This window comes from Salinicoccus jeotgali (assembly GCF_055379195.1).
In genome coordinates this window covers 1511940-1536494 of the sequence record NZ_AP043830.1, presented here as the reverse complement: position 1 = coordinate 1536494, position 24555 = coordinate 1511940, and the positions used below count along the sequence as shown (strand labels likewise).

The 24555-nt window shown below is 44.6% G+C and carries 29 protein-coding genes; 27 read left to right on the top strand and 2 right to left on the bottom strand.

Annotation, left to right across the window (positions count from 1 at the left end; translation table 11 throughout):
- The first annotated feature begins 2 nt into the window (after nucleotides 1-2).
- The 27 genes from ACZ43I_RS07750 to ACZ43I_RS07620 all read left to right on the top strand — a co-directional run bounded on the left by ACZ43I_RS07750 (nucleotide 3) and on the right by ACZ43I_RS07620 (nucleotide 21966).
- Nucleotides 3-1373 carry a phage portal protein gene (locus tag ACZ43I_RS07750; RefSeq protein WP_344702320.1) on the top strand — a complete coding sequence of 457 codons (1371 nt, stop codon included), beginning with the start codon at nucleotides 3-5 and terminating at the stop codon, nucleotides 1371-1373.
- Nucleotides 1354-2289 (top strand): phage minor head protein, encoded by a 936-nt coding sequence (locus ACZ43I_RS07745; protein ID WP_344702322.1) that lies wholly within the window; start codon nucleotides 1354-1356, stop codon nucleotides 2287-2289. Before ACZ43I_RS07750 ends, ACZ43I_RS07745 begins: the two co-directional genes overlap by 20 nt.
- The gene (locus ACZ43I_RS07740) at nucleotides 2289-2567 is read left to right on the top strand and encodes a hypothetical protein (RefSeq protein WP_344702324.1); all 279 of its coding nucleotides are present in this window, start codon (nucleotides 2289-2291) and stop codon (nucleotides 2565-2567) included. Before ACZ43I_RS07745 ends, ACZ43I_RS07740 begins: the two co-directional genes overlap by 1 nt.
- Before the next feature lie 94 nt (nucleotides 2568-2661).
- Nucleotides 2662-2859, top strand: a complete 198-nt coding sequence (locus tag ACZ43I_RS07735) for a hypothetical protein (RefSeq protein ID WP_344702326.1) — start codon at nucleotides 2662-2664, stop codon at nucleotides 2857-2859.
- Between the two features lie 10 nt (nucleotides 2860-2869).
- Nucleotides 2870-3031: a hypothetical protein gene (locus ACZ43I_RS07730; RefSeq protein WP_464761413.1), complete on the top strand. Its 162-nt coding sequence runs from the start codon at nucleotides 2870-2872 to the stop codon at nucleotides 3029-3031.
- A gap of 232 nt (nucleotides 3032-3263) precedes the next feature.
- Nucleotides 3264-3848, top strand: coding sequence for a phage scaffolding protein (locus ACZ43I_RS07725; RefSeq protein ID WP_344702329.1), 585 nt, complete (start codon nucleotides 3264-3266; stop codon nucleotides 3846-3848).
- A 21-nt stretch (nucleotides 3849-3869) separates the two neighbouring features.
- Complete coding sequence (locus tag ACZ43I_RS07720) at nucleotides 3870-4670, top strand: N4-gp56 family major capsid protein (protein ID WP_344702331.1); 801 nt, start codon at nucleotides 3870-3872, stop codon at nucleotides 4668-4670.
- Nucleotides 4671-4684: 14 nt separating this feature from the next.
- A complete protein-coding gene (locus tag ACZ43I_RS07715; protein WP_344702333.1) occupies nucleotides 4685-4858 on the top strand; it encodes a Rho termination factor N-terminal domain-containing protein in 174 nt (57 codons plus the stop codon).
- A gap of 12 nt (nucleotides 4859-4870) precedes the next feature.
- Complete coding sequence (locus ACZ43I_RS07710) at nucleotides 4871-5194, top strand: phage head-tail connector protein (RefSeq protein WP_344702335.1); 324 nt, start codon at nucleotides 4871-4873, stop codon at nucleotides 5192-5194.
- Nucleotides 5187-5507 carry a phage head closure protein gene (locus ACZ43I_RS07705; RefSeq protein ID WP_344702337.1) on the top strand — a complete coding sequence of 107 codons (321 nt, stop codon included), beginning with the start codon at nucleotides 5187-5189 and terminating at the stop codon, nucleotides 5505-5507. Before ACZ43I_RS07710 ends, ACZ43I_RS07705 begins: the two co-directional genes overlap by 8 nt.
- Nucleotides 5504-5890 (top strand): HK97 gp10 family phage protein, encoded by a 387-nt coding sequence (locus ACZ43I_RS07700; protein ID WP_344702339.1) that lies wholly within the window; start codon nucleotides 5504-5506, stop codon nucleotides 5888-5890. The genes ACZ43I_RS07705 and ACZ43I_RS07700 overlap by 4 nt, the downstream gene beginning before the upstream one ends.
- A gap of 11 nt (nucleotides 5891-5901) precedes the next feature.
- Complete coding sequence (gene gp17, locus ACZ43I_RS07695; protein ID WP_344702341.1) at nucleotides 5902-6318, top strand: tail completion protein gp17; 417 nt, start codon at nucleotides 5902-5904, stop codon at nucleotides 6316-6318.
- Between the two features lie 13 nt (nucleotides 6319-6331).
- A complete protein-coding gene (locus ACZ43I_RS07690) occupies nucleotides 6332-6874 on the top strand; it encodes a phage tail protein (protein ID WP_344702343.1) in 543 nt (180 codons plus the stop codon).
- 69 nt (nucleotides 6875-6943) lie between these two features.
- A complete protein-coding gene (locus ACZ43I_RS07685) occupies nucleotides 6944-7444 on the top strand; it encodes a tail assembly chaperone (RefSeq protein ID WP_344702345.1) in 501 nt (166 codons plus the stop codon).
- Between the two features lie 5 nt (nucleotides 7445-7449).
- Nucleotides 7450-7800 carry a hypothetical protein gene (locus tag ACZ43I_RS07680; protein WP_344702347.1) on the top strand — a complete coding sequence of 117 codons (351 nt, stop codon included), beginning with the start codon at nucleotides 7450-7452 and terminating at the stop codon, nucleotides 7798-7800.
- 18 nt (nucleotides 7801-7818) lie between these two features.
- Nucleotides 7819-11646: a hypothetical protein gene (locus ACZ43I_RS07675; RefSeq protein WP_344702348.1), complete on the top strand. Its 3828-nt coding sequence runs from the start codon at nucleotides 7819-7821 to the stop codon at nucleotides 11644-11646.
- The gene (locus ACZ43I_RS07670; protein WP_344702350.1) at nucleotides 11643-12443 is read left to right on the top strand and encodes a distal tail protein Dit; all 801 of its coding nucleotides are present in this window, start codon (nucleotides 11643-11645) and stop codon (nucleotides 12441-12443) included. Before ACZ43I_RS07675 ends, ACZ43I_RS07670 begins: the two co-directional genes overlap by 4 nt.
- Complete coding sequence (locus ACZ43I_RS07665) at nucleotides 12440-17590, top strand: phage tail spike protein (protein ID WP_344702352.1); 5151 nt, start codon at nucleotides 12440-12442, stop codon at nucleotides 17588-17590. Before ACZ43I_RS07670 ends, ACZ43I_RS07665 begins: the two co-directional genes overlap by 4 nt.
- 33 nt (nucleotides 17591-17623) lie before the next feature.
- A complete protein-coding gene (locus ACZ43I_RS07660) occupies nucleotides 17624-17992 on the top strand; it encodes a hypothetical protein (RefSeq protein WP_344702354.1) in 369 nt (122 codons plus the stop codon).
- Between the two features lies 1 nt (nucleotide 17993).
- On the top strand, nucleotides 17994-18290 hold the full coding sequence (locus tag ACZ43I_RS07655; protein ID WP_344702356.1) for a hypothetical protein: 297 nt from the start codon (nucleotides 17994-17996) through the stop codon (nucleotides 18288-18290).
- 38 nt (nucleotides 18291-18328) lie between these two features.
- Entirely contained in the window at nucleotides 18329-18619 is a 291-nt protein-coding gene (locus tag ACZ43I_RS07650; RefSeq protein ID WP_344702358.1) for a hemolysin XhlA family protein, read from the top strand.
- 16 nt (nucleotides 18620-18635) lie between these two features.
- Nucleotides 18636-18929 carry a holin gene (locus tag ACZ43I_RS07645; RefSeq protein ID WP_344702360.1) on the top strand — a complete coding sequence of 98 codons (294 nt, stop codon included), beginning with the start codon at nucleotides 18636-18638 and terminating at the stop codon, nucleotides 18927-18929.
- Between the two features lie 55 nt (nucleotides 18930-18984).
- Complete coding sequence (locus ACZ43I_RS07640; RefSeq protein ID WP_344702362.1) at nucleotides 18985-19122, top strand: hypothetical protein; 138 nt, start codon at nucleotides 18985-18987, stop codon at nucleotides 19120-19122.
- Nucleotides 19106-20644 carry an N-acetylmuramoyl-L-alanine amidase gene (locus tag ACZ43I_RS07635; protein WP_344702364.1) on the top strand — a complete coding sequence of 513 codons (1539 nt, stop codon included), beginning with the start codon at nucleotides 19106-19108 and terminating at the stop codon, nucleotides 20642-20644. Before ACZ43I_RS07640 ends, ACZ43I_RS07635 begins: the two co-directional genes overlap by 17 nt.
- 265 nt (nucleotides 20645-20909) lie before the next feature.
- Entirely contained in the window at nucleotides 20910-21080 is a 171-nt protein-coding gene (locus ACZ43I_RS07630; RefSeq protein WP_344702366.1) for a hypothetical protein, read from the top strand.
- Nucleotides 21080-21688 (top strand): hypothetical protein, encoded by a 609-nt coding sequence (locus ACZ43I_RS07625; RefSeq protein ID WP_344702368.1) that lies wholly within the window; start codon nucleotides 21080-21082, stop codon nucleotides 21686-21688. Before ACZ43I_RS07630 ends, ACZ43I_RS07625 begins: the two co-directional genes overlap by 1 nt.
- 56 nt (nucleotides 21689-21744) lie before the next feature.
- On the top strand, nucleotides 21745-21966 hold the full coding sequence (locus tag ACZ43I_RS07620; RefSeq protein WP_344702370.1) for a hypothetical protein: 222 nt from the start codon (nucleotides 21745-21747) through the stop codon (nucleotides 21964-21966).
- A gap of 273 nt (nucleotides 21967-22239) precedes the next feature.
- Here ACZ43I_RS07620 and ACZ43I_RS07615 read toward each other — a convergent pair whose 3' ends face one another.
- Together ACZ43I_RS07615 and ACZ43I_RS07610 are read right to left on the bottom strand one after the other, a co-directional pair.
- Nucleotides 22240-22596 (bottom strand): hypothetical protein, encoded by a 357-nt coding sequence (locus ACZ43I_RS07615; protein WP_344702372.1) that lies wholly within the window; start codon nucleotides 22594-22596, stop codon nucleotides 22240-22242.
- Nucleotides 22597-22877: 281 nt separating this feature from the next.
- Nucleotides 22878-24356 (bottom strand): purine-cytosine permease family protein, encoded by a 1479-nt coding sequence (locus tag ACZ43I_RS07610; RefSeq protein ID WP_344702374.1) that lies wholly within the window; start codon nucleotides 24354-24356, stop codon nucleotides 22878-22880.
- Nucleotides 24357-24555 lie beyond the last annotated feature (199 nt).

Below are 24555 nucleotides of genomic sequence, written 5' to 3'. Positions count from 1 at the left end.
CCATGGATCCATTCACAAAACCGCATGGTGAGGTGCTGACAGACAGTGTCAAGCCATCTGAAGAAACACAAGAAGAAATGATTATTCGTCTTATTAAAGAAAACGCATCAAATATTGAAATCTATCGAACGGGCCAACGGTACTACGATAACCATCCGGATATCATAGATGAGCAAAAACCCACAGACCATGAAGGGAACTTTGATCCCTTAAAGCCGGACTGGCGGTTCGACCACAATCCCCATGCTAATCTGGTAGACCAGAAAGTGGGCTACATCGCAGGAGAGTCCCCCAACTATCAACATAAAGACGAAACGGTCATGGCAACCATTGAGAAGCATCTTGACTATGATTTTGATGATGACCTAAACGACATTCTCACTGCTGCTTCTAATAAAGGGGTTGAGTGGGTGCATCCATACGTGGATGAAGAAGGTGACTTCAAGATGCTGGAGATTCCAGCTGAGCAGATTATCCCCATTTGGCAAGACCGCAAGCAGCGTGTGCTTAATGCTGTCATCCGTCATTACACGGTGAGGAATGAATACCGGGTCGAGTACTGGACGGCTGATGATGTGACTTACTATCTCTATGTAGATAGTGGCTTGGAGCTTGCCTGGTATCATGGCATGAACGAGGACAACCCAACAACGCATCTAGATGGTGAGAGTTGGGGCAGAGTACCGTTTATACCATTCAAGAACAACAGTGACTCCACAAGCGATATATGGCGCTATAAGACATTTATTGATGCAATGAACCGACGGTCCTCTGACACACAGAACATGTTTGATGAATCGACTGAGCTTATCTACATTCTTAAAGGTTATGAAGGCACAGACTTATCGGAGTTTATGAAGAACCTGAAGTACTACAAAGCCATCAACGTGGACAGTGAAGGCGGCGTTGAAACAATACGCGTAGAGGTGCCCGTGACATCTTCTAATGAATGGCTGGATAAACTGCGCGGCTATATTTATGACTATGGCAGAGGCGTGGATTTCAACCGAAACGAACTCGGCAACAGTCCTTCAGGTATTGCACTACGTTTCTTATATACCGGCCTAGATCTTAAAGCCAAACAGTTGGCACGGAAGACCATCCCGGCCATCAAACAGCTCCTGTGGTTCATATTCGAGTATGAAGGCATTGACAGCAACCTTGCTGAAGAAGTGGATGTCACATTCAACTACAACCGTATGGTCAATGAAAAAGAACAGTCAGAGATTGCATCGACATCTCAGTCTTATCTATCCGAGGAAACAGTCCTGACGCACCATCCTTGGGTGGATGATGTAGAAAAGGAGAAGGAACGCAAGGACACGGAGGGTATCGTGATGGGCGGTGAGGGCGATGGTCCAGAACCAGAATGACATCGATAAGCATATCGACAAACTCATTGCCGAAGCTGAACACGAAGCTGAGAAGATACTAGCTGCCCGTCTGAAACACATCAAACAGTCTTTCGCTGAAATGTTGGATAAGTATCAACACGATGATCCGCATATTACTTGGACGGAATTCAACAAGTACAACCGATTCAAAAAGGAGCTGCAGCGCATTGAAGAGCTTCTGCAGGATGACTACAGCGAAATCGTCAACCTGATTGTGTTCAGTCAGACAAAGATTTACTTGGACAACTATATGCGCCATATGTATCTATTCGAGTATTCTAGTGGTATTCAGATGAGTTTTACGGTGCCATCGACTGAGCAGATTAAGAAAGCACTGGAGCAGCCGATCGAATTGATTAAGCTGGCACCGACGTTTCAAAGACATCGTAAACAGGTCATTCAGAAGCTCCAGGGGCATATTGGAGAGGGCATCCTGGCAGGCAATAGCTACAACCAGATAGCAAACCGCATCAACCAGGATGTCGGACTGAGCATGCGACAGGCTCGAATGGTGGCACGTACAGAAGGTCATCGGGCACAAACGCAATCCGCAGATGATGCAGCAGATAAAGCGCGTTCCTTCGGCGCTCGTATCAAAGGCTACTGGGATGCAACGCTTGACCGCAGAACCCGAGCATCGCACCAGAAGATGGACGGCAAGTCAGAAAATGAGACCGGCATGTTTAAAGTCGGCTTATCCGTTGGACCGTCTCCCGGGAATCTGGTAGGTGTGGACAGTGCCAAGCAGAATATCAATTGCAGATGTAAGAAGTTATATAAGGTCAATGGACAGTTACCCTCTGTCAGACGGGCAAGGAATGATGATGGTAGTACAAGCCTGATACCTTATCAAACGTATGAAGAGTGGGCTAAATCTAAAGGAGTGGATGACTGATGGCAAAGTACAGAAAGAAACCAGTGGAGGTTGAGGCCATGAAGTTCACCGATAAAGACAAAGATAGAGTATTCATGTGGATGTATTACGACCCTTATATAAGCCTCAATGCAACATACGAAGACGGCAAGCCTGTTTTAAAAATAAGGACGCGAGAAGGTATTATGACCGCTTGCGAAGGCGATTATATTATCAAAGAACCGAGTCCCACGGAAAATAGACGATTCTATCCTTGCAAACCCGACATCTTCCATGCGACATATGAGCTGGTCGAATGAACATCTCAGTCGATTTAAAACAGATAAGACCGAATGTATATGTTATCAAGAACCCATTTACAGGTGCTCTAATGATTGTAAGGAGGTAGTCAGCATGGGAAGTGTTAAGGGGTTAAACATAGCCATATTCGCATTCTTTGGTTTAACATCAATTCTTTTCTCCATTGCACATTTCGGCACGGAAGACCCTGTTAGAGGCACAGCATATGCTGTGTTCACAGTACTGAGCATCTTGCTGACTATTCGTGAGATAAAGCTGTGGAAGAAAGAGCGCAATTCAAGAAGGTTCTAGGAGGTCAATTATGGATAAATCAGAACGCTACTTGAAAGACATTGCCAAGTCACTACAAGCTGTTGAGAAGAATACAGCGGAGATTGCTCGAGAACTCAAAAGCAAGGACGAAAACCAACCATCGATGAGAGAACAACGGAGATTGCAGATGCGATTAAGAGTCGACAAATAGACCACCGAAGGGAGTGATGCCAAGTGATTAATTTCAGTTGTAAACATTAACGAGGAGGTGATCTCCCATGATGATAAGAGTGGGAATATCTTGATGGCACTACACCGTGCTTAACGTTTATCCAGTCGGGTAAGCGTATTTATTTTGCCCAAACTACTCATGGCGTTAAAAGGTGTATAACTCGTGCTGGATTAGACCAGTGTTAATAAAAAATGTGAGGATTGATTTATATATGAAAAGGCAATTTTTGAGAGATTTAGGCGTTGACGAGGAGCATATCCCGAAGATTATTGATGAGCATCACGACACGGTGAGGGAGTATAAGGAGTCTGCAAGTAAAGCAGATGACCTACAATCCCAACTCGATACAGCGAATGAAGAAATCACTGAACGGGATAATCAAATCGAACAGCTTAAAAACTCGACTGACAACGAAGAACTTCAGAAGAAACTGAACGAGTACGAAACTTCTAACGCAGACTACGAAAACAAACTGAAGCAAGTACAACTGGACAGCGCCATCAAATTGGCAGTAGCCAAAGAGGCGAATGATCCATCCGACGTACTGGCATTCATCGACAAAGACGGCTTGGAAGTCGCAGAAGACGGTACTATCAAAGGGTTGGATGATAAGTTGTCCACACTCAAAGAGAATAAACCGTACCTGTTCCAAGCGCAGAAGAAGACAGGCAGGACACCACAAGAGGGTGGGCCTGCACCAAGCATCACGAAAGAGGACTTTGACAAGATGTCCTACACGGAAAAGAATGACCTCTACAACAATAACAAACAGCTTTACGACGAATTTACCAAATAATATTAATGGAGATGATTGAATATGGCTCAAACACAAGCTGCAAACCTAGTAAATCCACAGGTAATGGCAGATGCAATTTCCGCAGAACTGCCTAACAAAATCAAGTTTTCACCTTTCGCATCCGTAGATAACACACTCGTAGGCCGTGGTGGCGACACAATCACTCGTCCGAAGTATGCTTACATCGGCGCCGCCGAAGACCTCACTGAAGGCGTACCAATGGACCCGACAGCAATGAGCATGACGACTACACAGGTCACTGTCAAAGAAGCTGGTAAAGCGGTAGAGGTTACTGAAACAGCCATCCTTACTAATGTGGATGGCACACTTTCAGAAGCACAGGCGCAACTCGCTAAAGCGATGGCGGACAAAATCGACATCGACTATGTAGCGGCGCTCGCTGGTACAGCACAGTCCTTCGATGGCGCACCGAACACGGTTGAATCCGTACTGGGCGCACTGAAGACTTTCGGTGATGAAGATGCAGAGGATTATGTTCTCTTCATGAATCCATCCGACTACTACGACCTCATCCAAAGCCTGTTCACCGCTGGCGGTTCCGTACAGGACAGAGCGCTCACTAAAGGTCAAGTATCCGAAATTGTCGGCGTAACTTCCATCGTGACATCCAACCGCATCACAGCTGGAGAAGCCTACCTCCAAAAGCAAGGCGCTGTGGAAATCGTCTACAAGAAACAACCTGAAATCAACGTTGACCCGGACATCCTCGCACGTACAGTTGTGCTTGCAGGTAACGAGTTCTACGCTGTCAACCTCAAGAATGACAATGGTGTTGTAAAAATCGCTTCAGCAGGCGTCTAAGGGGGCTGGTATAGATGATGCTACGCAGACACAGAAGGAAGGGGCAGACGAAACAGTCTGACCTCTCTCCTAAACAACAACTCGACGACATGAAAGTATCCGAACTCAAAGACCTTGCTAAAGAAAAGGGTGTCGAAGGCTATTCTGAAATGAAGAAGCCGGAACTGATCGAAGCACTCCAGGAATAGGAGGTGCAGTAAATGGATGCAACGAAAGTAAAAGCAATCAATAAGTGGGATATCGCGGACACATCAAAAGATATGCACATCGAAACGCTTATCCCACACTATCAGGGCATGGCAGAAGAGTATTGCAATCGGACATTTAGCCCACAGCTGCCATTTAAAGTGGAGCAATACATTGCCAAGTCCATCGCACGGGATTTCACGCAACAGCAGGGCATCTCTAGCCGTTCTATGGGCTCGGTCAGTTATAGCTATGATGCTGACACTGATGAGAAGCTGAATGCGATCATTAAACCGCTGCGTAAGCTGAATTGGGGTGGCGCACATGTTCATGAGTGAATTCCCACATGAGATCAGCATCATCACTCGAAAGACGATTCAATCTGGCTCCTATCCGTTTAAGGAAGAAGTCGTGGAGACGGTAATTATGGTCAACGGCTTCATGGACACGCCTTCTACATCTGAAAGGCTAACCTTCCATAATATGCAGAAACAGCTCACACGGGCGCTCTATGTGCCGTACAGGGTGAAGCCCAAGCACACCGACATCATCATGCATGATGGGAAAGAGTACGAAATCATCGGCGATGTCGAAGACCAGGGTGGACAGCATGAAGTCAATCGGATTCCACTGAAAGAGGTGGACGAATGAAGAATTTAGCAAGAGCTTTGCAAGCCTACAACGATGAAACGATCGAGAAGGTTCAAAGAGGTGTTACTGAGACCGCTGTATTACTCGATACGGAAGCAAGCAGTCGTGTAGCAGTCGATACTGGTATGACAAAGAACTCCATACAGTCTGACATCGGCGGCTTGGAAGCGACAGTTAGTGTTGGTACGTATTGGGCAGTTTTCCTGGAGTTTGGGACTGGCATCTACGCTACAGGCCCTGGTGGCTCTAGAGCAAAGAAGATCCCGTGGACCTATAAAGGGGATGACGGCAAGTGGTACACGACTTATGGCATGGTCGCCCAGCCATTCTGGTTCCCTGCCATAGATGTCGCGAGAAGATACTTCAAAAATTACTTTAGTTAGGAGGAGATTGGATGAACTGGGTGAGTGCTCATGAGGAACTATATAACGGCTTATTCAATACGGTCCTGCAGTCGCCTCTGATGGCTAAAGTGAAGGGTGTCGAGGATGGCGTGAAGAAGGAACTCGTGACACCGTACATCGTCATCGGTGAGACGAATGTCACTGAAGAGGTAACTTCCACATCCATGCGTGAGGATATTGCCGTACAGATGCACGTCTATGCAGACGGTAAGCCGGAATGCCGGGAGCTGATGAAGTGGCTGAAGTTCTACACCCGTGTAAAGATTCCGATGGCGCATTATGAAGTCGAGAAAATCAGATTAAGCAATGAGCAGGTGATGACGGACATTGACCAGTACACATCTCATGGTGTGTTGCGCTTGGTCTATACAGTCCGACATCATGTGTTATACAGAAACGAAAAATAAGGAGATGAAGTGAATGGCTAACAATTATGCAGTACTGGTACAGCCTGCCAATTCAGAGTTGGGCGCTGAAGGAATAGTAGTTGGCGACATTACAGAAGGCGGTCACACGATTACAAATGAGGTTGTTGATAAAATCAGAGGTGGTAAAACAGATCGTGACTACGGCGCACATGCTGAAGAAGTCACATTTACTGCCAATCGTGTAGAAGGCGACGTAGGGCAAGAAGCCTTAGATGACGCCATCCGAAACAAAGAGCAGATTAAGATATGGCTCATTGACAAACGCGTGAAAGAAGTGACGATTGATGCAGCTCAGGTAGATGGACATGATGCCGTATTCGGCTACTCTGTTGTTTCTGAAATCAGCAAGTCATTTGACGATGAAGAAGATACCATCGAGCACACACTGGCTATTAAAGTCGAGACGGCTAAAGGTGCACTGCCGAAGCTACCGGATGCGGTACTGAATCCATCTACAGCCGCAATAGACTTCGAAGCACCAGGTGAATTCACAGGCTCACTCGAGAATAGAGATAACGCATCATCAGGAGTATAAAGCACACCGGACGGGCAATCGCTCGTCCTTTTTATTTATCTATTTTATCTATAAAGGAGCAATTACATTATGACTGAATCCATTAAAGAACTTGTGATCAAAGATCAACAGGTAGAAGCGAAGGGCTCATTCCTTTTCGGAGAGCGTGCCAAAGAATATGCGACGAAAGACAAGGACGGCAACGAAACGCCCGGTATCAATGCCATCTATCTTGGACTGGTGCAACGCCGTACGGATGCACTGCTGAACTTCTGGGACTGCGCCACGGCTCATGTAACCCGCTTTAAAAAAGGTGACATTCAAAAAGCGTTGGGCGAAATCATCGATGAGAAAGAAGATACGATCGAGCTCATCCGGGGTGCCATCGAAACCCTAGAAAACTCTGGTTATTTCAAGCAGGAAATCAGGGGGTTTTGGCTGAACGTGAGGCAGAGCTACAAACAGGCGAAGCCGGAAGATGGCCAGACGAAGGAAGAAGCGAAAGAGGCGGCCAAGGAGAGCGCTCAGTCTCTCGTGGACATGTACGAAGCAGTGATGGATCCAGCGAAGGAAGAAGAAGCAATGAAGTAATTGACATGGATTATGTCTTTGCCACCACCCAGCGCATGCTTGGCTATATTCCAGAACACGAAATATGGCAGATGACACCCCGGTATTGGCGCAATTTAATTAAAGGCGCCAGACACCGGCGATTGGACACTCTTGAGGACGGATTGTTCACTGCCAACGCAATGGCTCGGATGAACAACGGCGCCAATGTGAAGCCGCAAAAACGATATATCGAAGAACAGCGTGAGCTCATCGATAAAGACAAGGAGCAGGTTAAGTACGAAAAGTGGGTGGATAAGCATCGACGCAAGCATATCCGCAAGAAGCAAGTTGCAGAAATGGACGAATGGCTCAAAACAGTCAATAAAAATAGATAAATAAAAAGGGGTGAGCAGATGGATGATGTGCAGAGCTTTGTAGCGCGCATATATGCGAATATCCGTAACTTCGAGCGGAACATCAATAAAGCGGCAGCCCAGGCGAATAAAGTGCCGGATGAAATCAATACGGATGTGGATGCAAACATCTCCAAGTTCCGTCGTGGCTTGCTGCAAGCAGAAGCACTCTCAAAAGCATTTGAACGGAGGATAGTCACCAGAAAGATAAAAGCAGATGTGGACCATTTCAGTTTCCGTCGTGCGTACCATGCCATACAGAAGAATTTTACGGATCCATTTAACAGGCGAATGGGTGAGCTGGCCACTAACATCCGGTCAGTCGCGACTGTCATGGCGAATGTCTTTAAAGGTGCGTTGTTCGCATCACTGGCGGCAGGTATTCCGATCATAGCTGGATTGACGTCAGCCGTTATGGCACTGGGCGTTGCGCTTGGTACTGTCACAGGGGGCCTCCTGGCACTGGTTGGAGCATTCGCAATAGCTGGCGCAGGTGGTTTGGCCTTTGGAGGCATTGTTGCCACAGTGCTCAAACGATACAACGATGAGGCATTTCGGGCGACAGACGCATCAAAACGATTTACATCAGCGTTAGATGGCATTAAATCCACATGGAGCGATATAGTCGATGCGCATATGGATGCGACCTTTGACATCATGTCGAATGCGATTAACGGCGCTAACAGTGCATTGCAGCAGATGCGCCCATTCATTGACGGAGTGGTCGATTCCATCTCTGGCATGTCAAAGGAGTTTCAAAACTTCTTGGACAAATCACCGACAATGACACGGTTCTTTGACAATCTGAATTCAACAGGCGTTCGGGTATTCGAAAATATCATGCGAGCGGCCGGTCAATTTGGCAAGGGCTTAATCGACATGATGAACGCTGCCATGCCATTGATTGATTGGGTTGCACAAGGATTTAATAACCTAGGCGAGCAGTTTGCGAACTGGGCCGCTAAAATGGCTGAAACGAACGGCTTCCACGACTTTACGAATTATGTGATGGAGAACATGCCGAAAATTGGACGCATCTTTGGCAATACATTCCTCGGCATCATTGACCTATTCGCTGCATTCGGCGCAAACAGCAGTCATGTATTTGATGGCTTGGAGCGTATGACGCAACGCTTTAGAGAATGGGCAGCTGAGTTATCCAATAACAGAGCCTTCCAAAACTTTGTCGAGTACATTGAGCGAACCGGGCCGGTAGTCGTCGATTTAATCGGCAATATCATCGGAACACTGGTCAACCTCGGTATTGCCATGGCGCCGCTTGGTGAAGCTGTACTTAACGTAGCTAATGAAATATTCAAGTTTACGAAAGAGTTGCTGGCGAATCATCCGGTAGTTGGCCTACTTATCGGTGTCATTACAACATTGGCTGGCGTATTTATGATGGCCGTGCCAGCTGCAATGGCAATATGGACCGGTATTCAAGCGCTCACTGGCGTATTCAGTGCAGTGACTTTGAAAGTATTTGCCGTGATATCTGTATTCGCGACATTAGTCGGCTCATTTATATGGCTATGGCAGACCAACGAAGAATTCAGGAACAGAGTCGTCAATATCTGGAACCAAGTCAAAGAACATATCTCCAACGCCATAACGGCAGTGAGTAACTTCATCATGTCCGTATGGGGCATGCTGGTCGCTTGGTGGGATGCGAATCAACAGAACATCCTAACGATAGTCACAGGTGTATGGAACGCTGTCCTGACGGTTGTGCAGTACGTGATGGACACGCTGGTACCAGTTATCGTGAACGCTTGGAATTTCATTAAAAACACCATTTTCACAGTGCTTGGCTTCATTTTGGATATCGTCTCCACAGTGATTACTGCAGTTGCGAACTTCTGGACGAATAACCATGAAACAATTGTCAATGTGGCAATGCGAGTGTGGGACATCATACTCAATACGATCGTTACAGTGGTCACAGCGATATATAACATCGTCTCAACCATTGTCGGTGCAGTCGTTGCGTTCTGGCAAGCGAACCATGAAACAATCATTGCTGTCGCCAGCATGGTGTGGGAGGCCGTTTGGGGCCTTATCTCCACAGTAGTTGGTGCTATCTGGAATACTGTTTCAAGCATCTTCGGAAAAGTTCGCGAGTTTTGGAGTAACAACAGTGAGCAGATTATGCAGATTACGAGCGTAGTATTCCCTGCAGTACTTACAATCATCGGTGGCGTCCTCGGTGGCATCATTGCCGTTGTAACAGCCGGACTGCATGTCATCACAGGCGCTTTCGAAGTCGCTTGGGCGTTGATCTCAAACGTCGTGCAAATTGCAGTTACGTTGATACTTGGCATCATTGAGCTCTTTATCAATGTGGTAACTGGTCAATGGACAGCAGCATGGGAAGGCATCAGAGCAACGACTGAAGAAATATTTGGCTCTATCGGAGAAACCGTCGGTACGGTGCTCGGCGCCATTGGTGAAACAGTTGGAAAAGTATTCGGATTCATCGGTGATACGCTAGGTCTTGCAAGCAGTGACACAAGTGCCAAAACATCTGAGATGGCCAACAGTGTCAGCACGAACACAAGTACAATGAGCGCCAATGCTACGAACAATACAAGCAGCATGGCTTCTGGTGTCAACAGTAATACCAGTGCGATGGCGAGTAATTCGGCATTTGATTTCGAGAGCTTGATGTCTTCAGGTACAACGAATGCAGCAGCGCTCAACACTGGCGTCACCAGCGAAACAGGCTACATGCGTGACCATGCGACGCAGGACATCAGCGGCATGAATCAGATGGGTTCTGCAGACATGGAGAGCCTCCACAGTACAGGCTCAACAGAAGCCTCTGGCTTGAGCAGTGACTTTACAGCGGCCATTCAAGAAATGTCCAGCGGCTCCACAGCAGAGACAGCGAATATGGATGCCATAATGAGCGGCGACTTCGAAAGTTTGGCCAGTACGGGCAGTAGCGAAACGGCCGGATTGAGTAGTGATGTGCTAAGTGAGTTTGAAGGAATGAGTAGTGGCTCCATGTCTGAACTCGACAGTCTCCTCAGTAATTCAAACAGTAACTTTGCTGATATCAGCAGCACAGGTACATCCGAAACTTCCAGTATGAATAAAGCAGCTACGCAGAGTTACAGACAGATGCAAGTAGCCGGTACAAACAGTATGCAAGCGATGTCTCAGGCTACGAGTGCCGGTATGAGTCAGATGGTCGCCGCAACGAATTCAGGCATGAACGCTATGGTCAGTAGCATCACAAGTGGCGGTGCCCGTGCAGTCGCGAGCATTCAGTCCACGATGTCACGGTCTATCGCGACAATCCGGGGCAGTTACGGCGGCTTTTACAGCGCAGGCGCATACACAATGGGCGGCTATAGAGCCGGTCTGCAAAGTCAGGCAGGGTCTGTATATGCGACCGCAAGAGGCATTGCCAACAGAGCGGCTGCTACCATCCGGAGCGCACTGAAAATTAAGTCACCATCCCGTGTAACCATGGCAATGGGTGAATATACAGCCCAGGGCTTGGCAATTGGTATCGGCAATGAATCTGGAAGAGTCGTCAATGAAATACTCAGGATGACTGATAAGATGCAGAATGCGTACCAGCCAGAGTTTGATCCTATTGGATTCGATGTGGATGGTAAAGACTTAAACAATAGCATTACGGCGATTGGCGATGCGGAAATCAAGCATGACTTGGAGAATGGTCTGGATGTCAAACAGTCCGCCAATATCCGGTTTAGTCTTGGTGATAAAGAATACAGAGGATTTGTCGAGGATATCAATGATGAATCTGTCCGTGTCACCAATCTCGAAGAGTCATATCTAGGAGGTGTGTATGAATGATAGAGTTTGAACTGCCAGGAGAACGAACGGGAGGGCTACATCTCCCGTCTCCTCATCAGTTGATTGTAGAAGGTACGAACATTGACGAGACGCTAAGCGACATCAACTGCATTGTAGAAACGACAAACGTCACTGGCCGTCAGTTGAACAGTTACGACATTCAGACATCCACACCAGCTGGATATGATGGGCTGATGGTGCTCAGTAAGCGCATGGCGTCTAAAACCATCAGTGTGACGGTCGAAATCGATGCAGTTGATACAAGTGTCCTCAAAGAAAAACTGAGCGCCTTGAATGGCTTGCTGAAGCATGCAAAGCATATCCGATTCAGTGATGAAGCGAACTTAACCTACTATGTGGTGTATGAAGGTGGCTCGATACCAGATGATGAAGCTGAAAAACAGTCATTCGTCTTGGATTTCCTATGGCACGATCCATTGAAATATCGGGATGAGCACACAATCAACTATACTAGCGCTCAAATACTTTCTATAGAGTCTTCTGAACCTGTCCAACCCTATATCGAAATCAAATTTGATACAGGTATCAAGGAGTGGAGTTTGAGGAATACGACAACTGACTTGAATATCAACTATTCTCATGAGAACGTTTCTTCTGTGTATCGTCTGTATTTGGAAGACCAGACATTGACCAAGAATGTGACAGAGACGGATGCAATGGACGGTTTGAATATAGAAAGCGATATGGAAGAATTCACAGTGAAGACAGGGGACCAACTGGTCGTCACACCGACGCCTGCAAGTATCACCATCAAGTATAGAGGTGTGAGCCTATGATTTATCTATTCGACAGACAGAAAAAGCTACAGAAGATTATACCGAAGAAGCACTTGCTATCCGCAATTCAAACAGTGGAGCTCAATGGACTGTATCAGTTGTCCGTTGAAGTTCCTCTTTTTTATGAAACGAAAGAGGGTACGCAGTACAATCACAAGAAGAATATAGAACGGGCATGGTTTGCAGGGCACTATGACCGACATAAACGGTTCCAATTGTATAAAATCCACGCTCGAAAAGTAAGGGCGGATAACAAACGCATACTGCTATTTGATGGCGTGCATATCTTCTTCGATGAAGCCAAGGCAATGGGCAACATACATGATAGACGCTTCAGGGATTACGATATAAAGCCCGTGGCAGATGCCGCTTTCAATCCGATTGGGTGGTATGTAAAAGACTATGATGTAACGGGTACCGCAGATATCAACTTTTATCGAGACAGTGTTGCCAATGCCCGCAGCTTAATCATCGAGAAATTCGGGGTCGAGTTTGACTACGGCCTGACATTTGATGGACGCAAAATCATTAGCAAAGATCTGTACATTAAAAAACGCCTTGGCAAATGGACGGGTAAGCGATTTGCTTATGGCACTAACTTGTTGAACCTGACGCAAGAGCAAGACGAATCGGAAGTCTATACCGCAGCAGTCGGACGGGGACGTGGTGAAGAAGCTGGTGACGGTTTCGGTCCACGTCTTGAATTCGGCGACATCGAATGGTCGAAAGATGGCATCACAAGTCCGGTCGGGCAAAATTGGATAGAGATTCCATCAGCTACTGCAGAATATGGCTATTTTGAAAACGGCGAGATTCATCCTCGTGTAATGCCAGAAGTCATTTTTGAGAATGTAGAGAATAAGCAACTGCTTGCTGATTCAACCTATCAATGGCTCCTTGAAAACTGTGTACCGAAAGCAACATGGAAGACTGATGTTGCCAGAGTAGGGGCGCATGACCTTGGTGATAGTGTTGGTGTGATTTATAAGCAAGCTGACATCATCAAAAAGGCGCGCATACACAAAATAGAGAATAACCTACTCGATGACAACCTCAGTAAAATCACTTTAGGCGACTATCAGCATTTCAAGACTGACCGTCGGCAGCAAAATATTACTGCTCAGATCAAACGGAATCAGAGTGATACGCAAAGCTACATCACACAACTCAAAAATGACTTTGATGCCCGGTATGATGCCCAGACGACAGCCATAGAGAACGCCTATCAGCAAGCCGTCATCGACGCCAAAGCGGAAACACAAGCGGCTGAACAGCGGATGAGTACGGCACTGAATGAGCAGAAGACGACGCTGGAAGGACAAATATCCACGGTGAGAACTGGCGCAATAAATGCGGCAAACGACTATTCCGACGATGTGGAAAACAGGCTGAACACCTCAATCTCCACTCAAAGAACGGAAATTGAATCGGCTATCAGTACAGCGAAGACAGACGCCATCTCTCAAGCGGAATCAGATGCCGCTCAAAAGGCGGGCGCTGTGCAGGATGACCTCGAGACTTATAAGCAGACCTCACAGCAACGGCTTGAAACGCTGGCCGGTGGTGATGTTGAAACGGTCACTAAGAATCTCCGGGAAGTCATCAGTGACTTGAAGAGTAAGGTCGGGAGTATTGAGTTCGGTGAGACGAAGGAGAGCCTTCAACAACAGTTGGATGCGGCGAAAGCTGAACTGGATGGATTGGAAGTTGGTGGGCGGAATTTACTGGTTGGCAGTAAAAGCATTTATTTAGAATCAAGTGATAATTCAGATGTAACCGAAAGGTATTACGATGAAGAAAACAAAATGTCTGTTACCGAAATAACAGCGGACACCCCTAGATTCAACGCATATCATTGGATTCAATCCGATATGAGCATGCCTGACATCATATTTGAAGAAATTCAAAAAGGTATACCTTATATATTGTCTTTTGATATTCGTACTACGGTGGAAAACGGTGTTCGATTGAGATTCGACACAAGAACGCCTGACGGAGCATTGTATAGCGAAGATAATGCAATTTATCCTAGCGATGGATGGCAAAGACATTCGACACTTAAAGTGGAGGGTGGCTCACGTGGTATACAAACAAGAAGTTTATTAGTTTTATCATCATTAGATGGCGCATTACTTGGAGATAAAGTTGAGATAAGAAATTTACAATTAGAACAAGGGAATAAAGCGACTCCTTACGAACCCGCCCCCGAAGACACCGAAGCGAAAATCACAACGTTGAATCAACAAATCGAATATATTGATGGACAACTTGAAGCGAAACTCAATCGAACAGAAATCGAACCTATCCAGAATAAAATCACAGAGTATGGTACAACGTTAGATGCCAATGCAGAATCTATCGGATTGTTACAAGATAAAACTCAATTGCATGATGATGATATTGAACAGTGGAGCAATCAAGCGACATCAACAGCAGAAGAAGTCAGTAGAATCCTCACGCATAACAGTGAACAGGATGATTTAATTACATCAGTCACTAATGAATCGAGAGAAACAGCAGAGGGATTAGAACGTGTCATCAGTAGAGTATCAGAAACTGAATCAGATATATCTACTGCAAAAGTTGACATCATTGCAAATGCAGATTTAATCGGCGCAACGATGACAAGGGTAGATAAAAATGACCGAGCAATTGGTGAATTTCAAGCTACGGCAGATGGATTGAAAGCGGATTTTGCACGATACCAATCTGATTTTGGTGATGACATGAGTGCTATACAGTCACAAGTTGCATCATATGAAGCAAATGTGGATGGATTTAGGACTGAGGTTGTCACATTGCAAGGAGATATTGATGATGCGGATAGTTGGATGGCAGATAAAGGTGCTATTATAGATGGTAATGCGGATGCGATTCGCACGAGGGTGTGGCAGACGGATATAGATGCGATTGAGATTGGTGGAAGGAATTTGTTTCAACAATCTAATTATTCTAAACATCTTCATAACCAAGGTACAATAAACAATTCAGCTACATCAGCTGTAATAAAAGTAGAACCAAATACGACTTATACGATTAGTTATACTGTAACTGAGTCTAATAGATTTGGTATATATCAAGGTGATTTACCGAATGGGGATATCTCAAAACCTTCTCCTAATATCTCTACAGTAATAGGGTATATAAACACAGTTGAGGGTTCAAAAATTAATAGGACTTTTACAACTGGTTCGGTAGGAGAATTCATATTTGTGTACCTAGATTTCGGTAGTGGTTCTGTTAAAGAACCTTATTTAAAACTCGAAAAAGGCAACAAGGCCACAGACTGGACACCCGCACTAGAAGATACAATCCAGTTCACAGATTTCAAGCTGCAATCAGATGGCTTCCTGCTAGGAACCACACACGTCGGCGGTGAAGACTTTGCGACAGCCATTGTCGGGGATGCTACCGGCATGTCGATGATTGCAAACAATGTGGATTTCTCGAACAACATCACCGTGCAGAACCAGATCAAGTCATGGAGCATTGAGTCGGTCAAAGCAGACTTTGCATCAGCAACGATTGATTACCTGACTACGGGTGTTATTAAGAACGCGATGCTCGATTCGGAAGTGGTTTCCGCAGATAAGTTGCTTGTTAATACGGCACTTGTAAACAAGTTGACTGCAAACACAGTCTTTGCTGATGATGTCAAAGCACTCTCCGTTGAAGCCGCTAAAGCAAACTTTGGGGATATCGTCGCAGGAACAGCAGACTTGCAGTTTATCAAAAACAAACACTTGGCTACTGAATCGGTAGATGCGGATAAGCTGAAGGTCAACGCCGCATTGGTCAATAAGTTGGTCGCTGATACAGCGTTTATCAACGAAATTAATACCATGTCCATTGACGCAGCTAAAGCGAATTTTGCATCAGCTACATCTGAGTGGTTTGGTGCGAACATGATTGAGTCAGATTGGCTGAAAGTTGATACAGCGTTATTTAATCGGTTCACATCTGATGTTGGGTTCATTAACAGTCTTACTGCTAAGAGTGCGTTTATTAGTAATTTAAACGCCTTAGACCTGTCGGCACGTCGCATTTACTCACGAAATGGAGCGCACGAACTGAATATTGAGGGCGGGTTCATGACAATTACCCGAGACGATAATGCGAAGATGGATATGAATATTGACGGCATTTCTATGTATAATAGTAATGGCTCGAAAAGATTCAGTATGGACAGTGTATTGGTTACAAGTGCTGCGCTCGGTACATCTAATGCCAACGTGTACTTAGCTCCTATGAGTAACGGCGAAGTGCGTGTCAGCCCATACCCAGACATTCCGGGAGATGGCTTTGTTGACAGTTACAGGTACCTCCCTATCAGAGCAAGCGGATTATATGCAAATTTTTGGAACATAAACTCAGCGTCCACATTGGGAGGGGCGCAACACCTTTACGCTCGACCGTTATCAGGCGGAGAACTACGTATCACGTTAAACGGTCAAACCACGAACTATCAGAATTTAAGAGCTGATGGAGCTATTGTAAATAAAGTAGTTGTGAATAGCCTACATGGTAATAGTAGGCATCTGTTCTTGCAGACTTTAACAGATGGAGAAGTACGCACAACTATCGCAGGAAACACTAGCTACTACATGCCTTTACGGACTGACGGTGTATTTATAGAGGGCGGAAAGATAGGATTCAACAATGACGGTAACTCCTATATTGGAAGTAACAGTGAGGTAAGATTCACTAGCAATAGATTTTATGAAGGGGACTCTACCGCTTATCGAGATATTAGATTTGCCAACTGGCGTGCAATGTCACACGAGAGATATAAGAATAGCATTGAAGAGTGGAATCTTGACGTTCTCGAAATATTCCGCACCGAGTTACAGCTCCACACTTATAAACTAGATTCTGAAAAAGGAACTGAAAAAGACCTGATTCATCAAGGCATTGTCATCAGGGAGAACAGCAACTATGATCTATTTCCATCTGAGTGGCGTGAGGGCGATGGATTCAATGGCAATAAGGTGCTGTGGTGGGCGGTGCAAGGCGTTAAGTTGCTTGCGATAAACGACTATGAAAAAGACTTAAAAATACAGACGCTATTTGAATTGGATAGCGACAAGGACAAGCGGATCAAAGCGTTGGAAAAAGAAGTTAAAATCTTAAAAGAAGCCGTGGCTTAAATGCTTCGGCTTTTTATATTGAGGAGAATGATTATGAAAATATCAGAACTGCAAAATATATTTACCGGACTATCGCAGTTGGCGGCAAAAGAGTTCCCCGTCAAGACATCACTCAAGATACAACGGAATTATCAAAAGGTGCAGGATGCACTCAAACCGTCAGAAGAGGTGAATAAAAAACTTGTTGAACAGTACAAAGAATCAGATGACGGGCAAGGGGGTGTGACGCTAAAAGCCGAAACAGCTCCAGAGTTCCACAGAAAAAGGGCGGAACTCATGGATGAAAATGTGGAAGTAGAGCTGGAAAGCATCGGCACCGAGGAAATCGAACAAGTCGCAGAAGGTACGATCAAAACACAAACACTCATTCTATTGGATGAGATTATCAAGGAGGAAAAATAATATGGCAAAACTGACAGGTAAAGATACAAGGTACTTTGTAGCACGTGAAAAAGAAAGTAATCAAGAGGAATCTCTCGTCAGAGTAAATACATTCAACGGCATGACAAGTAGTGTGACAGAGTTTAGCCAAGCGGACGCATACAGCACATTTGAGGAGGCGAAAGGTATCAAGGATTGGCTCAACAGCGCCCCGCCGTTTATCAAGCAAGACTACGACTACTATGTCATTCAAAAAGATGAGGATGCCTTTCGATTAGACGATACAGGCAATCGAGTAACTGGAGACCCTACACCGTAGAGGTCTCTTTTTTATGTCTAAATAAAGGGGTGATTAATATGTGCCCGAACATCGATGAAAGGATGGGTTTGATGCCGACAGAAGACAAAGATATTGCCATTAAGATATTTGATCGCTTAGGGCAGATTGACGGCAAGCTAAGTGGACTAGAACAGATACGGCAACGGGCAGATGATGCGTTTGACAAGTCTAACAAAGCATTCGATATGTCTGAACACAATGAAAAGAAGTTAAAGGAACTCAAGGTGACATTGAAATGGGTGGCTGGATTTACATCTGGAATATTAGTGCCGTTCATTATATTTGTGCTTGGGTTCATATTCACGTAATGAGAGGAGGTGAGACATGATGGAAGGCATACTATTATTCAGTGGTGTTATTGCAGGCATCACACTCGGCATCGTGGAGGTATTGAAACGGACGCAGCGCATGCCGAAGAACTATCTGCCACTGATCAGTGTCCTGATTGGTGCAGGGCTTGGCGCATTGACCATCTTCGTACCCGAATTGGGCGCGGAATTATCAATGGGTGGCAGAGTCGTTGCTGGGCTTATCAGTGGCTTGATGGCAACCGGCGCATGGGAAGTGGCGAGCAAACGAGAAGGGCAGACGCAAGGGCCTAGAAACGTAAGGAAATAAGGTGAGGCATCTCTTAACTGAGGTGCCTTTTTATTTTATATAAGGAGTGAGTGTAATGTCCGAAAAAGACAATAAAAACAAATCCAATCAAAAGAACTCCGATAAAGAAAAAGAAGTGTATACAGATCCGACCATCTTGAATAGTGATACTCAATTTGGTGGAGGAGGCAGTGCCGATGGCAGTAAAAAATAATCCGATTAAGTATCTGAATGATGACGGTTTCAGGATTACTTCAGACCCTAATAAATACTTTGAATCTTATGATCCCGACAAAGGCAAAAAACCTTGGGGGAAACGAGACCATTATGAATACGGCATGAATGTCGATTCCTATTGTGGCGGCTACCATAGAGCATATGATGTGTCTAAAAAGCATAAAGCACCGATTAAATCTGTCGCCAATGCGCTTGTTGCACCAGGCACCGGCTGGAATACATTTGGCTGGACGTTAGTATTGACTTTCTTTGATGCTAATGGCAAGCACTACCAGGTTATTTATGGTCACTTGGATCGTAATCCACTTGATTATTTGAAGATTGGGCAGAAAGTGAAGAAGGGGCAAATTGTCGCATATCAAGGCAACTCCAATAATATCAACGCAGATGATATGAACAGCCACCTGCACATTCAATTCCAGCCATACGGTGCGCTAGACGCAAAAGCGTTCACGTGCAATGGCATTGACCCTCTGAACATTAACGTGAGCAAGACACACGCCACACGACCGCCTAAAACGAAGACAGCTGCCAAGAAGACAAAGCCGAAGAAGAAAAACGGCAAAGTCATCGCACTCGATATCGGCCATGGTGTCGATACCTTCCCTGGTCGAGGCAAGGGCGTATTCAAAAATGGCAAAGGCTATGCGGAATTCACGTTCAATAATGAGTTGGCCAAAAAGACGAAACAGATCCTGGAGCATAACGGCTTCACAGTCATCATGGCGCAGCCGTTCGATGGCAAAGACGTGCCGTTGATGGACCGGACCAACTACTACGACAGCAAGCGTCCAGACCTCGGCATATCATTGCACGCAAACGCAGGCAACCCTAATGTGGGCGGTCGCTGTGCATTCTATTGGCATAGCAGTAAGCAGGGGAAAAAGTTTGCGACTAATATCATCAACAACATGATTAATAAAGGGTATGGCATACACGGTAATGGCCTGCACGCCTCTCAGTATAATTCATGGACCAATCTTCACATGATCCGTGAGTGTACGACATTCCCTATGGTATTAGTCGAACATGGTTTCATGACAAACAACTTGGATTTCCCATTGATTTTTGGCAACAGACAGAATCAATATATCGAGGATATGGCGGACTGTGATGTGAAGGCGGTATGCGACTACTTCGGTGTGAAATTCAAAACGCTCGACAGTAAAGTGGACGCACCTGTTGCGCCAGCAAAGCCGAAACCAGGCAAGAAAAACGATGCTAAATGGAAAACAAACAAGCACGGTACGCAATGGAAGAAGTTAAGAGGCGTTTGGATTAACGGCAATGAGCCAATTAAAAAACGTAAGGGCAGTCCGAAACTTGCCGCTAAATCCACTGGATGGATGAAGCCTGGGCAACGCTTAGACTATAGAGAGATTGCACGTTCTGATGGTCACATCTGGCTACTCGACTTGAAATCCGACCAGTGGGTTCCGGTCAAGAAATGGAATCCAGTCACTGGTGAAGTTGGCGATGACTGGGGTGCGTGGAAGTAGAGTAAAGTAAGAAAACACTATATGTGTATTGCAAACCTCCACAGTCTTTCTCTCTGTCCTGTGGAGGAGATACATAAAACCCCTATAAGATGAATCATTTTTGTACGAAAAGGGTATTTAATAATATAAGCTTTTGATAACGAAATTATGACATTTCGAAATTAGCACTAGAATACCAATCATATGTCGTGTAAAATGTGGTTAATTGTATTAAACTATATGTACAAGATAAATGTGTGAGTGTGCACACTAGGGGGAGAATCAAATGGCTACTAAAAGCTTTACTACAGAGTTTAAGTTTAATAGTAAGTCAGCAAGAGTGCTTGCCAGAGCATTGGAAGAAGAACGCTACCAAAAGGTTAGAGACACCAAAACAATCACGGAAGTGAAAAGCAAAGAAAGATTATCTTCAATAGTAGGTAGCTTTTCTAAATAATGGCATTAGAAGTAGTACCCTTGATGCAAATTCTTGATGAGCATGGTGAAGAGGTAGCGCAAACCATCCTTAACACGTTTGAAAGCATCACAGTAAGCGGCAAAGACACTGCTCACGATGTGGAATTCTTTCTGAAAAGTAAAGCGATTGAGTTTTCAAAAGCTGGTATTTCTGCAACTCATCTTATTTTTGGATCATATAGAGGAGAATCTATATTAGTTGGCTATTTCGCAATAGCTAATAGACCTCTAGTCATCCCAAGCAGACATTATAAGAAGCTGTCTAGCGCTATTAGAGGTAAGATAAGGTTTGGTGGAGGAGTTGTGGAAGATAACTCAACTATCATTACAGGTTATTTAATTGGGCAGATTGCTAAAAACTATTCTGATGAATGCAAAAAAGCTAAGCTTATATCAGGAGTAGATATTTTGCAGAGTGCTTACGACCATATAATGAAAGCAAGCAATATAACCGGTGGGAGTATCGTTTATCTAGAATATGAAGATGTTGATTTTCTTCACAAATTCTATTCAGATTTTGGATTCACGAACCTTAAAGAATATACGACCAAAAATGGTTTGCAACTTGCGCTCAAAAAACTGAAATAGAAACCACCTCACTGTAGGTGGTTTTTTATGTTATAATCATCTAAAAGGGACACACTATGAAACTAAACATTATTGAGCACTACGTCATACTTAACCACAAACTGCAGCAAGCCATTGTATCTGGTGAAATCGACAAGTACCAATCGCTCTATTACACGATGGAGAATGATTTAATTGTCGATTACTACACAGATCTGAATGATGTACCAGGCGCCGTCGCAGGCATGCTGAATGCGATAGAGTTGAGTGAGACATTGTTGATATCTCACTTCGAATAGTAGACATAGTTAAAGCCACCCATGAGGTGGCCACATAATTCATCTTTTTGGATTTAAAAAACATTGTATATTTTATGATATGTTTTGCATCCCTTGAAAACACTGATTTCACAGTTTATATATTTAAGAGGAAATCGCTTATCAAGATTCCCTCCATCTCCGTACCAACCCCGCAACCATAAGGTTGCGGGGTTTTATATTAAGTTCACTTCAATAACGCAACAATTGATGTAAAGTTAATAAAGAACACATGACCGTACGGTCATGTGTTCTTTATTTGCCTTCTAGGAATTCTTCTTCTTCTTTGTCGCTTTTTCTGAAGTAGACGGCTTCGTCATTATTATAGTCTGCATTTGATGGATCATTATTCTTAACTTTCATCATGGAACGTTCGCCTGTATTTGTATCTACAATTTCAGTATCGTACTCATCACGTGGTTTGACGTTGGTCTGCTTCTCACTGGATTCATCTTGTTCGGTTTTTAATGAATCTGTTTCATCAAATCTTTCGAAAATGATGACTGCGCCTGCATCATAATGCTTCATGAAGTCATCTTTACTTCCTGCGTCAAACTCCAGTTGTGTCACCTTATCGTCGAAATCATTGCTCTCACTATCGACAATTTCCAATTCAGGGAATTTGTCTTTAAGATCTGCAAGATTCTGGTTTGAAATGACTACATACTATTTCAAGTCGATGTAGTTATCCAAATAGAGTTCTGCATCCTTCTCTGTTTCAAATGGTTTGTATTGATTTTTATACATATACAATGCCTCCTAAGTTTTACATAGTTATTCCCTTTGGTATGGTGTTCAAACTAAATTAGAGCGATTATGGATAATGTAGAGGGGATTTGTTATCTATGGACATTATAAAAAGCAGGAGAGAGGTTCTCCTGCTTTTTGGCAACTTATTTTTCCATGCGTTCGGCGTTCAGAAATACAGGACGTTTTGCCCTATAAGTTTTTCTCTTATATGATTTTGGTTTGAATAGATAATCTTCTTTATCGACATCATCTACACGTGTTTTAAGGTAAAATTCACCTTTTGTAATAATGGCAATCAGCACCGTCAACAAGGCAGCTAGAAGAGAAGCGAAAAAGGCTGCAGTGTTGGCCAGGAATGGCCCCATATAACCTAATGCCGCTACAGTGCCGAGTACGCTTGCGATGATCAATGATACTACCCCGACAGGGTTCCATTTATACAAATTGTCTTGTCGGGCTTCATAGAATGCAGGCCCGATCTTGAGCAGCATCTTAACGATGAGAGCATCGGTTATAAGAACAGACGCCCAAGCGAGGAGGAACACCCCCTGGAATGTAAGTGCTGCATCGAGGTGATCGACGATGCCACCAAGCATTAGTGCCATAGCAGTCATCCCGGCTACAACAATCCAGAATCTACGTCCCGGGGTGAAACGGAATACGTTTTCGAAGAAATTGGATAAGGATAGGGAACTGCTGTATATGTTCGTCACATTGATGCGAACTTGTGTAAGCATTGTAAACAATGCCCCGCCAATACCGAGGAGCTGTACTATATAGACACCAGGGTTTGGTTCTGCAAGTCTTACTCCGAACCAGATACCTAAGCCGCCCATTACTCCGTAGCAGAAAATCTGCGGGATGAATCCGATAGCGACCGATCCAAGCTTGATGTGTTCAGGTTTCAAGAACCGTGCATAATCGGAAGCGAGTAGGGCAGTGAGCCCCATGATACCATGTTGCATACCAATGCACATCAAGAGTGCTGTGCCGCCTACTTGGACGCCTTCAGGCATGTATGTCCAGAATGCCCCATCATAAAGTGATGTTGTAAAGAGAGCGACTGTAATTGCGCCAATCAAAAAGGCGAAAAATATAGGCAGAGACCATTTCTGCAGCTTATCCAATTGTTTGATTCCAAACCAGTTCAAAGGAATGACGAGGGAGCCGAATACCACAATCAACAACCACTTCGGTATGGCCGGGAAAAATTCGTGCACCGCGTAGACCAGTATCATCCCTTCAAAAGCACAATACATAATAAAGTTTGAAGCATATATCAAAGAGGTCAACGAGGCGCCTATGTAGCCAAATCCGCCACCTCTGGACATCAAGTTCACATTCATGCCCGATCGTGCAGATAGATAAGAGATGATTGTCGCCATGATACCAGCGACTACAATCGCATAACCTGCTGAGATAAGGGCGTTGATTGCACCAAATTGCAATGCCATTACACTGCCAAGCTGGAAATAGAAGATAGCAGTTGCAATCCCGAAGGTGATATTGGTTATGCTTAACCAGTCCATGTTCCGTTCTTTATAGGGAACTTTGTTCAGTGAGTAGTCACTTTCTTCGACATTATGAGTGTTCTGCTGATCTGTCACTTGCACAGATCCCATAAATATCCTCTCCATTCTTTTGAAATTTTATAATTAACCGACATTTATACTATATAGAAGATTGAATGGTATTTCAAACGCGTACACGGCTTTCAGAGGGTTCAATGTGATTTATTTCATATTTATACAGTATATAAAGTGAAATATTAATTGTATAATGTTTGAAAAATTAGTTTCAGAAACCATTATGAAAACACCG

Bases quoted from the DNA above. Each gene is read 5' to 3' on its own strand.
- ACZ43I_RS07645 (WP_344702360.1), top strand. From the start codon at position 18,636: ATGATGGAAGGCATACTATTATTCAGTGGTGTTATTGCAGGCATCACA.
- ACZ43I_RS07700 (WP_344702339.1), top strand. From the start codon at position 5,504: ATGAAGAATTTAGCAAGAGCTTTGCAAGCCTACAACGATGAAACGATC.
- gp17 (WP_344702341.1), top strand. From the start codon at position 5,902: ATGAACTGGGTGAGTGCTCATGAGGAACTATATAACGGCTTATTCAAT.
- ACZ43I_RS07740 (WP_344702324.1), top strand. From the start codon at position 2,289: ATGGCAAAGTACAGAAAGAAACCAGTGGAGGTTGAGGCCATGAAGTTC.
- ACZ43I_RS07650 (WP_344702358.1), top strand. From the start codon at position 18,329: ATGTGCCCGAACATCGATGAAAGGATGGGTTTGATGCCGACAGAAGAC.
- ACZ43I_RS07665 (WP_344702352.1), top strand. From the start codon at position 12,440: ATGATTTATCTATTCGACAGACAGAAAAAGCTACAGAAGATTATACCG.
- ACZ43I_RS07705 (WP_344702337.1), top strand. From the start codon at position 5,187: ATGAGTGAATTCCCACATGAGATCAGCATCATCACTCGAAAGACGATT.
- ACZ43I_RS07640 (WP_344702362.1), top strand. From the start codon at position 18,985: ATGTCCGAAAAAGACAATAAAAACAAATCCAATCAAAAGAACTCCGAT.
- ACZ43I_RS07670 (WP_344702350.1), top strand. From the start codon at position 11,643: ATGATAGAGTTTGAACTGCCAGGAGAACGAACGGGAGGGCTACATCTC.
- ACZ43I_RS07730 (WP_464761413.1), top strand. From the start codon at position 2,870: ATGGATAAATCAGAACGCTACTTGAAAGACATTGCCAAGTCACTACAA.
- ACZ43I_RS07750 (WP_344702320.1), top strand. From the start codon at position 3: ATGGATCCATTCACAAAACCGCATGGTGAGGTGCTGACAGACAGTGTC.
- ACZ43I_RS07720 (WP_344702331.1), top strand. From the start codon at position 3,870: ATGGCTCAAACACAAGCTGCAAACCTAGTAAATCCACAGGTAATGGCA.
- ACZ43I_RS07735 (WP_344702326.1), top strand. From the start codon at position 2,662: ATGGGAAGTGTTAAGGGGTTAAACATAGCCATATTCGCATTCTTTGGT.
- ACZ43I_RS07625 (WP_344702368.1), top strand. From the start codon at position 21,080: ATGGCATTAGAAGTAGTACCCTTGATGCAAATTCTTGATGAGCATGGT.
- ACZ43I_RS07610 (WP_344702374.1), bottom strand. From the start codon at position 24,356: ATGGGATCTGTGCAAGTGACAGATCAGCAGAACACTCATAATGTCGAA.
- ACZ43I_RS07675 (WP_344702348.1), top strand. From the start codon at position 7,819: ATGGATGATGTGCAGAGCTTTGTAGCGCGCATATATGCGAATATCCGT.
- ACZ43I_RS07620 (WP_344702370.1), top strand. From the start codon at position 21,745: ATGAAACTAAACATTATTGAGCACTACGTCATACTTAACCACAAACTG.
- ACZ43I_RS07685 (WP_344702345.1), top strand. From the start codon at position 6,944: ATGACTGAATCCATTAAAGAACTTGTGATCAAAGATCAACAGGTAGAA.
- ACZ43I_RS07710 (WP_344702335.1), top strand. From the start codon at position 4,871: ATGGATGCAACGAAAGTAAAAGCAATCAATAAGTGGGATATCGCGGAC.
- ACZ43I_RS07725 (WP_344702329.1), top strand. From the start codon at position 3,264: ATGAAAAGGCAATTTTTGAGAGATTTAGGCGTTGACGAGGAGCATATC.
- ACZ43I_RS07715 (WP_344702333.1), top strand. From the start codon at position 4,685: ATGATGCTACGCAGACACAGAAGGAAGGGGCAGACGAAACAGTCTGAC.
- ACZ43I_RS07655 (WP_344702356.1), top strand. From the start codon at position 17,994: ATGGCAAAACTGACAGGTAAAGATACAAGGTACTTTGTAGCACGTGAA.
- ACZ43I_RS07680 (WP_344702347.1), top strand. From the start codon at position 7,450: ATGGATTATGTCTTTGCCACCACCCAGCGCATGCTTGGCTATATTCCA.
- ACZ43I_RS07660 (WP_344702354.1), top strand. From the start codon at position 17,624: ATGAAAATATCAGAACTGCAAAATATATTTACCGGACTATCGCAGTTG.
- ACZ43I_RS07630 (WP_344702366.1), top strand. From the start codon at position 20,910: ATGGCTACTAAAAGCTTTACTACAGAGTTTAAGTTTAATAGTAAGTCA.
- ACZ43I_RS07690 (WP_344702343.1), top strand. From the start codon at position 6,332: ATGGCTAACAATTATGCAGTACTGGTACAGCCTGCCAATTCAGAGTTG.
- ACZ43I_RS07635 (WP_344702364.1), top strand. From the start codon at position 19,106: ATGGCAGTAAAAAATAATCCGATTAAGTATCTGAATGATGACGGTTTC.
- ACZ43I_RS07745 (WP_344702322.1), top strand. From the start codon at position 1,354: ATGGTCCAGAACCAGAATGACATCGATAAGCATATCGACAAACTCATT.